Source organism: Lysinibacillus sp. NPDC097162 (assembly GCF_044762185.1).
In the GTDB taxonomy this organism is placed as follows: Bacteria; Bacillota; Bacilli; order Bacillales_A; family Planococcaceae; genus Lysinibacillus.
In genome coordinates this window covers 24,611-31,158 of record NZ_JBIWDT010000013.1, presented here as the reverse complement: position 1 = coordinate 31,158, position 6,548 = coordinate 24,611, and the positions used below count along the sequence as shown (strand labels likewise).

General features: G+C 36.8%; 7 protein-coding genes, 1 tRNA gene and 1 other RNA gene. 3 read left to right on the top strand and 6 right to left on the bottom strand.

The genetic code is table 11. The features are described from left to right. Positions 1–253: 253 nt before the first annotated feature. The 6 genes from ACIQXW_RS24165 to ffs all read right to left on the bottom strand — a co-directional run bounded on the left by ACIQXW_RS24165 (position 254) and on the right by ffs (position 3,967). A complete protein-coding gene (locus ACIQXW_RS24165) occupies positions 254–526 on the bottom strand; it encodes a pro-sigmaK processing inhibitor BofA family protein (RefSeq protein ID WP_340821472.1) in 273 nt (90 codons plus the stop codon). Between the two features lie 69 nt (positions 527–595). Further along, positions 596–811, bottom strand: coding sequence for a YaaL family protein (locus ACIQXW_RS24160; protein WP_401015101.1), 216 nt, complete (start codon positions 809–811; stop codon positions 596–598). Positions 812–824: 13 nt separating this feature from the next. Continuing rightward, complete coding sequence (gene recR, locus ACIQXW_RS24155) at positions 825–1,421, bottom strand: recombination mediator RecR (RefSeq protein WP_228134235.1); 597 nt, start codon at positions 1,419–1,421, stop codon at positions 825–827. A gap of 11 nt (positions 1,422–1,432) precedes the next feature. Continuing rightward, on the bottom strand, positions 1,433–1,747 hold the full coding sequence (locus ACIQXW_RS24150) for a YbaB/EbfC family nucleoid-associated protein (protein WP_340821475.1): 315 nt from the start codon (positions 1,745–1,747) through the stop codon (positions 1,433–1,435). Between the two features lie 20 nt (positions 1,748–1,767). Continuing rightward, on the bottom strand, positions 1,768–3,555 hold the full coding sequence (gene dnaX, locus ACIQXW_RS24145) for a DNA polymerase III subunit gamma/tau (protein WP_340821476.1): 1,788 nt from the start codon (positions 3,553–3,555) through the stop codon (positions 1,768–1,770). A gap of 144 nt (positions 3,556–3,699) precedes the next feature. Then, positions 3,700–3,967: signal recognition particle sRNA large type (ffs, locus tag ACIQXW_RS24140), an RNA gene on the bottom strand. Positions 3,968–4,150: 183 nt separating this feature from the next. Between ffs and ACIQXW_RS24135 the strand changes: the two genes are divergently transcribed. The 3 genes from ACIQXW_RS24135 (at position 4,151) to ACIQXW_RS24125 (ending at position 6,531) form a co-directional block, all read left to right on the top strand. Continuing rightward, a tRNA-Ser gene (locus ACIQXW_RS24135) sits at positions 4,151–4,243 on the top strand. A 146-nt stretch (positions 4,244–4,389) separates the two neighbouring features. Further along, positions 4,390–5,652, top strand: a complete 1,263-nt coding sequence (locus tag ACIQXW_RS24130; RefSeq protein ID WP_402766333.1) for an ATP-binding protein — start codon at positions 4,390–4,392, stop codon at positions 5,650–5,652. Further along, positions 5,653–6,531 (top strand): response regulator, encoded by an 879-nt coding sequence (locus ACIQXW_RS24125; RefSeq protein WP_340821479.1) that lies wholly within the window; start codon positions 5,653–5,655, stop codon positions 6,529–6,531. The last annotated feature ends 17 nt before the right edge of the window (positions 6,532–6,548 follow it).

Here is a 6,548-nt window from a genome sequence, read left to right as displayed (position 1 = left end):
GATGTCCAAAATTTTGTTTCGTTCACTAACGAAGTTAGCTAATAAAAACTATATTGATTACGTTTTGCTTGTTCAGTTTTCAAGGTTCATTTTGTCGCTTCGTATTTCAGCAACTCTTATATAATACCATCTTTTCAAATCAATGTCAACAATTTATTTTAATTGTTTTTGTTTTATATAATAAGTTGTTGTTTCAGTTGTTATCTTAACGACTCTTATTACTATATCACAACATTTACAGTTTGCAAGTCTTTTATAAGAAAAATATTAAAAAAGTTATTCCTAGCACACCTGGAATTCCTAATATTGCAATTGTGAACACTGAAAACAAGTTGATAGGGACGTTATATCCGCCATATCCAACACCTAAATGGATAATGAATAATAATAAAAACGCAAATGCAAAACGGAACCAAAAAACAGATATCCCTTCTAATACTTTTCCTAATTTAACATGCCTTCCTACTATATAAAGAAAAAGAAGCGCTACAGGCACACAAACACTTACAATTACGATCCACGGCATCCAATTGCCTCCTTCGATAATAATTATGTAAGTTTATGATTCCCATGTCGCTTCTATAACTCTCGACTATTATTTAATTAACACTCGCCGAATTCTAGCTTCTTTAAATAAATAGAAATGTATACTCTCAGCAGCTTTCCGTTGAGCAATAATCTCTAAATCATAATCATTTAATAATTCTTCAATTACTTTCGCTTGCTGTAAATCTTCTTTTGTTTCTTTAATAAGATTAACAAGCTTTTCATCAAATTCTTTTTTTAGCTTTCCTTTATTGCGGAAGAACATCTCAATCCCTCACTCATAACTCTCGGCGGCCTTCCATTGCCTTCGATAACGTTACTTCATCAGCATATTCTAAATCTCCACCTACAGGTAATCCATGCGCGATACGAGTTGTACGGATGCCTGATGGTTTGACAAGACGAGAAATATACATAGCTGTCGCTTCACCTTCAATAGTAGAATTAGTTGCTAAAATAAGCTCCTGTACAGTTTCATCTTGTAGTCGAACTAAAAGTGAGGCTACATTAATATCCTCTGGACCGATACCATCCATCGGTGAAATAGCTCCTTGTAGCACATGGTACTTACCATGGTAATCACGCATTTTTTCCATTGCAATAACATCTTTAGTATCTTGGACAACACAAATGACAGAAGCGTCACGTTGTTTGTCAGTACAAATATGACATGGGTCTATATCGGTAATATTGCCACAAACAGAGCAATAGCTTAAATTACGCTTTGCCTCTATTAAAGCTTTTGAAAAGGATAGAACGTCATCCTCTTTCATTGTTAACACAAAAAACGCCAGTCGGGCCGCGGTTTTCGGCCCGATACCTGGCAATTTCATAAAACTATCGATTAATTTAGATATTGGTTCTGGGTAATACATATTGTTACCTCCTAGAATGGAAGGTTCATGCCTTGTGTGAATTTACCCATTGTTGCATTTGTTTTTTCTTCCACTTTTTTAAGTGCTTCATTCGTTGCAACAACAATTAAATCCTGTAGCATTTCGATATCGTCAGGATCTACTACTGAAGTATCAAGATTCACATCTACAACTTCGCGTTGACCTGTAACTGTTACTTTGACCATACCGCCGCCAGCAACACCTTCAAATTGTTCTACATTTAAAGCTTCTTGAGCTTCCATCATTTCTTTTTGCATTTTTTGCATTTTCTTCATCATGCCTTGCATATTTCCCATTCCACGCATAACCTATTCCTCCTAAGTAATCAGTCTTCAACAATTTCAATAAAATCCTTACCAAATAGCTTTTCCGCTTCCGTCACAAGTGGATCTTGTGATGCAAGTGGTTGTGCATCATCGATAAATGGTTCTTCTGGCATTTCTGCCGGTGGTGGTTCTAATAATTCAACATTCGGATCATCATTAACTAGCTGTTCTTTCTTTTGTTGTAATCCATGATCACGAATGAACTCTTCACGCAACTTTAACCAAGTTTCTTCAGGTGCACAAAGCATTTCATACATCGTGCCCGTCTGACCTGCAATTAATTGTGTGAATTGTGCTTTTAGCATTTGATTATCAGCAACCATTTGACAATGAATATCATACTTGAATTTTAACACAAAAGCACTCGAAGATGCCGCAACAGGTTCAGCTTCTGCTAAAAGAGCTGATTGTGACTTTTGCAATTGATTTAATGCTTGCGCCCATACAGCTTTTAAACGCTGGACATCTTGCTTTGTCGCATCCTTAAGCACTTCTTGTATACGTCCAGTAGGCGCTTTATAGCCGTTTGAGCTTTTTGCGCGAGGACGTTGTTCTTTTGCAGATTGAACAGATTGTGATGGTGCACCACTTTGTAATTGCGCTGACAATTGTTGCACCATTTGTTCAAGTGCAACTATTTTTTGTGCAAGCTCTGGACTCATTGCCGCTTCGCTTGACGTAACGTTGTGATTTACTACCCCACCTGAAAACTGAGTCATTTTCAGCAATGCCGTTTCCAAATAAATTTTTGTATGATGAGAGAAACGCATTTCTTGTTGTGTTTTCGCTAAAATATCAATGTATCCATAGAGCATATCCGGAGCAAAATCATGTGCCAACGCAAACACACGCTCTTCCGGTGATACTAGCTCTAATAGTTCAGCTAAATTCTCACTCGTTTGCAAAAGAAGCAAATCGCGGAAAAAGGTAATTAAATCTTCCGACAAGCGCAATGGATCTTTTCCATCTGCAATTAGCTGTTCTAAAAGTGCAAGCATTTGTGCAACATCTTTCACCTTTAACGCTTCTGCTAAATCATAGAAAACATCTTGACTAATTGAGCCAGTAACTAAGAGCGCATCTTCAAGTTTCAGCAGCTCACCACTGAAAGATACAACTTGATCTAACAAACTCAATGCATCACGCATACCGCCAGCAGCTGATTGTGCAATTACTTTAAGTCCTTGTTCTTCAAATGGCAGCTCAATGTCTTCTAATACAACCTTCATACGGTCAATAATATCGTTGGTTGAAAGTCGTTTGAAATCAAAACGTTGGCAACGTGAAATAATCGTCGCCGGTAATTTATGAGGTTCTGTTGTTGCTAAAATAAATACCGCGTGTGGTGGTGGTTCTTCTAACGTTTTTAAAAGCGCATTGAAGGCACTTGTAGACAGCATATGCACTTCATCTATGATATACACTTTAAACCTGCTACTTGCAGGTGCAAAACGTACTTTTTCAATAATGTCACGTATTTCTTCCACACGTGAATTTGAAGCCGCATCAAATTCAATAACATCTGGGTGTGAACCATCTGTAATGCTTAAACAAGTTGCACACTCATTACACGGTTCGCTTGCTGGAGCATGCTCACAGTTTAAAGCCTTGGCAAAAATTTTGGCTGTACTTGTTTTCCCGGTTCCACGAGGTCCTGAAAACAAATATGCATGAGTTGTTTTATTCGCTAGGAGAGCATTTTGCAGCGTTCTTTTGACATGTGCTTGACCTGACATTTCTCGGAATGATTGTGGTCTATACACACGGTAAAATGCTTGATACGTCAATGATTTCCTCTCCTCTTCTTTTTAAATATTATTAAAACCATTATAGCATCGGCTACCTTGTTTATAAAACAGTGGCCTTTTTTGAATATAAAAAAAACGCATTCGCCTACAGTAGACGAATGCGTTCGAATTGGCAATTTAATGCCGTGCACCTTTCTTCGACAGCCGCACATAAGCGTTACTCTTGTCGTTAGCTCAGATTAGGCAACCCCGCGGCACATGAATAAGGCCACTTAATGCTGCTTCCTTCCGGACCTGACATGGTTCATGGGTATCCATTGCGCAGGACCCAATCGTCAACACTACGTGCAAAAGGCAGACCAAACAATACGGACAGCCTCGAAAAAGGAATTCAGTCTCGCTAGAGCGGATTGCGAGTTACAGGACACCGCTACCTTCCCACCTAGCACGGCAATAACTAGTATACTTTCAGTTTTCATAAATTGCAACGAATTGCACAAATTATTTAAATTCGTTCTTACGAAATAATATAAGTAATATCAACAATCATTATTTTTTTAAAAAAGATGTTGACGGAAAAATTAAAACATGATAAATTAGTTCTTGTCGATAAGACACCACAGCAATATAACATGGAGGTATACCCAAGTCTGGCTGAAGGGATCGGTCTTGAAAACCGACAGGCGGGTAACACCGCGCGGGGGTTCGAATCCCTCTACCTCCTCCATTTTTTAAAATACCGACTACATAATGTAGCCGTTTTTTTTTGCTCAAAATTGTATGTCATACTTATTAAATACCACTTCCTTTTAGGTTGTGGTATTTTTTTATTAGCTATTTTGCTCTACTAATAATTTAGGGAGGATTTTAAATATGTACTCGAAGTTTCTTTTATCTCGCACTTCCCTCACATGGATTTTATTAATTGCTATCTTAACAGCTCTCGGTAGTGAAATTAAAATTATCCCATTCGCTGATACTTCTTTTCGTTTTGGGTTGGGAACTATAATTTTCTTTTTATGCACACTGCTTAAACCAACACCTATTATTTTTGCTGGTATCGCAACAAGCATTGTAACTACTGCTTTACGAGCAGCTATTAGTTTCTACACACAAAACATATCAATATTAGAAGGTATTTATATTCATTTACCTGCTGCTACATTTTATTTATTATTTGCACTATGTCTGCAATATTTAAATATTCATCAATATCGTGAAAAACCACTTAAGTTAGGATTACTTGTAGCTTTAAGTGAGGTTATAAGCAATTTAGCGGAACAGTTGCTACGTTTCTTTGTACAATCGTATACAATTTTATTCTTTCATGACCTACTCATCCTATTAGCAGTTGCTCTGTTACGAAGCTTTTTTGTTGTCGGTATTTATAGCTCTATTTTAATTGCTGAGCAAAAAAAGCGCGTACAAGAAATACTTACTATTGGTTCAGACTTATATGTAGAAACACTTTATTTAAAAAAGTCTATGAATCATATAGAAGCAATTACCGCTAATGGATTTGATTTATATCGCCAATTAAAAGCTCAGGGCAATCGCTCAGAAAGTTTACAGGCACTTCATATTGCCCAGGAAATTCATGAGGTAAAAAAAGATTCCCAACGTATTTATGCAGGTATTTCTAAGATTGTCGGCGATAAGAGCTTTGGCTCTCTAAGATTATCAGAATTATTACATTATATAGAAGACGGTAATAGTAAATACAGTGAATTACTCGGTAAAGATATACAATTTAACATTACTTTAAAGACCGATTTTCTAACGAATGAGCATATTGCCCTTTTAGCACTACTAAACAATCTTACTGCCAATGCCATTGAAGCAATAGAAGGACAAGGTGTCATATCTATTGATATTCAGCAACAAGAGGTTGATACTGTAATAACAGTAAGTGATGATGGTAAAGGAATCACCGAAAGTGATCTTTCTATTATTTTCGAACCTGGCTATACGACAAAATATAATGTCGAAGGTGTAGCAGCTACAGGAATCGGACTTTCACATGTTGCTGAATTAATTTCTAAATTAAACGGCTCCATTTCAGTTGAATCAAATAACTTTAAAACAGTGTTTAAAATTATAATTCCTACGCAAACTATTCAAACGGGAGAGACTTAAATGAGGTATTTTATTGTAGATGATGATCGTGCAAGTCGCGTGATGCTAAAACAAATTATTGAAGATAGTGGTTTAGGTACAGTCATCGGTGAAGCACGTAATGGAGTGGACGCCATTCCTCAAATATTAATGACACAGCCAGAGTTTGTGCTAATCGATTTACTTATGCCTAAGCTTGATGGTATAGCTACAGTGGAGCATCTTCTTCAAAATCGATTTGAAGGACAGTTTATTATGATTTCTCAGGTTGTAAATAAAGAAATGGTTGGCGAGGCGTACGAACAAGGTATTGACTTCTTTATCCATAAACCGATTAACCGTATTGAAGTTGAAAATGTTTTACGTAAAACTACAGAACAATTCCGCCTAAAAAACTCTCTTTTAGTTATTCGGCAATCGCTGACTAACATCGACCTAAGTGAGCAGATAAACAATAAGGCCACTTCACGAGATCATATCCAGTCTATTTTAAATGATATGGGTATTGTCGGTGAGATTGGCAGCGAGGATATTATAGCGATTATTGAAACATTACTAGCACATCAACATAAGATTGCACCACTTCCTCCTTTAAAAGAGCTTTATGAGGAAATAGCAGCTGTTACAAAGGCCACTCCAGATGAAATATTAAAAGAGAGCAAAGCCATTGAACAGCGAGTGCGTCGAACAATTTTAGCAGCGATGATTAATCTCGCCAATTTAGGGGTAGTTGATTATACAAACTCAGAATTTGAATACTATGCACCTCGATACTTTGATTTTAAAGAGATTCGTCAGCTCATGACACAGATTGAAGACCATGGAAATCGCAAAGCAAAGGTCAATATCAAGAAGTTTATACAGGTGTTATATTCAGACATTTTAACAAAAGTAAATTAATTTTCTCGGATTTTGTC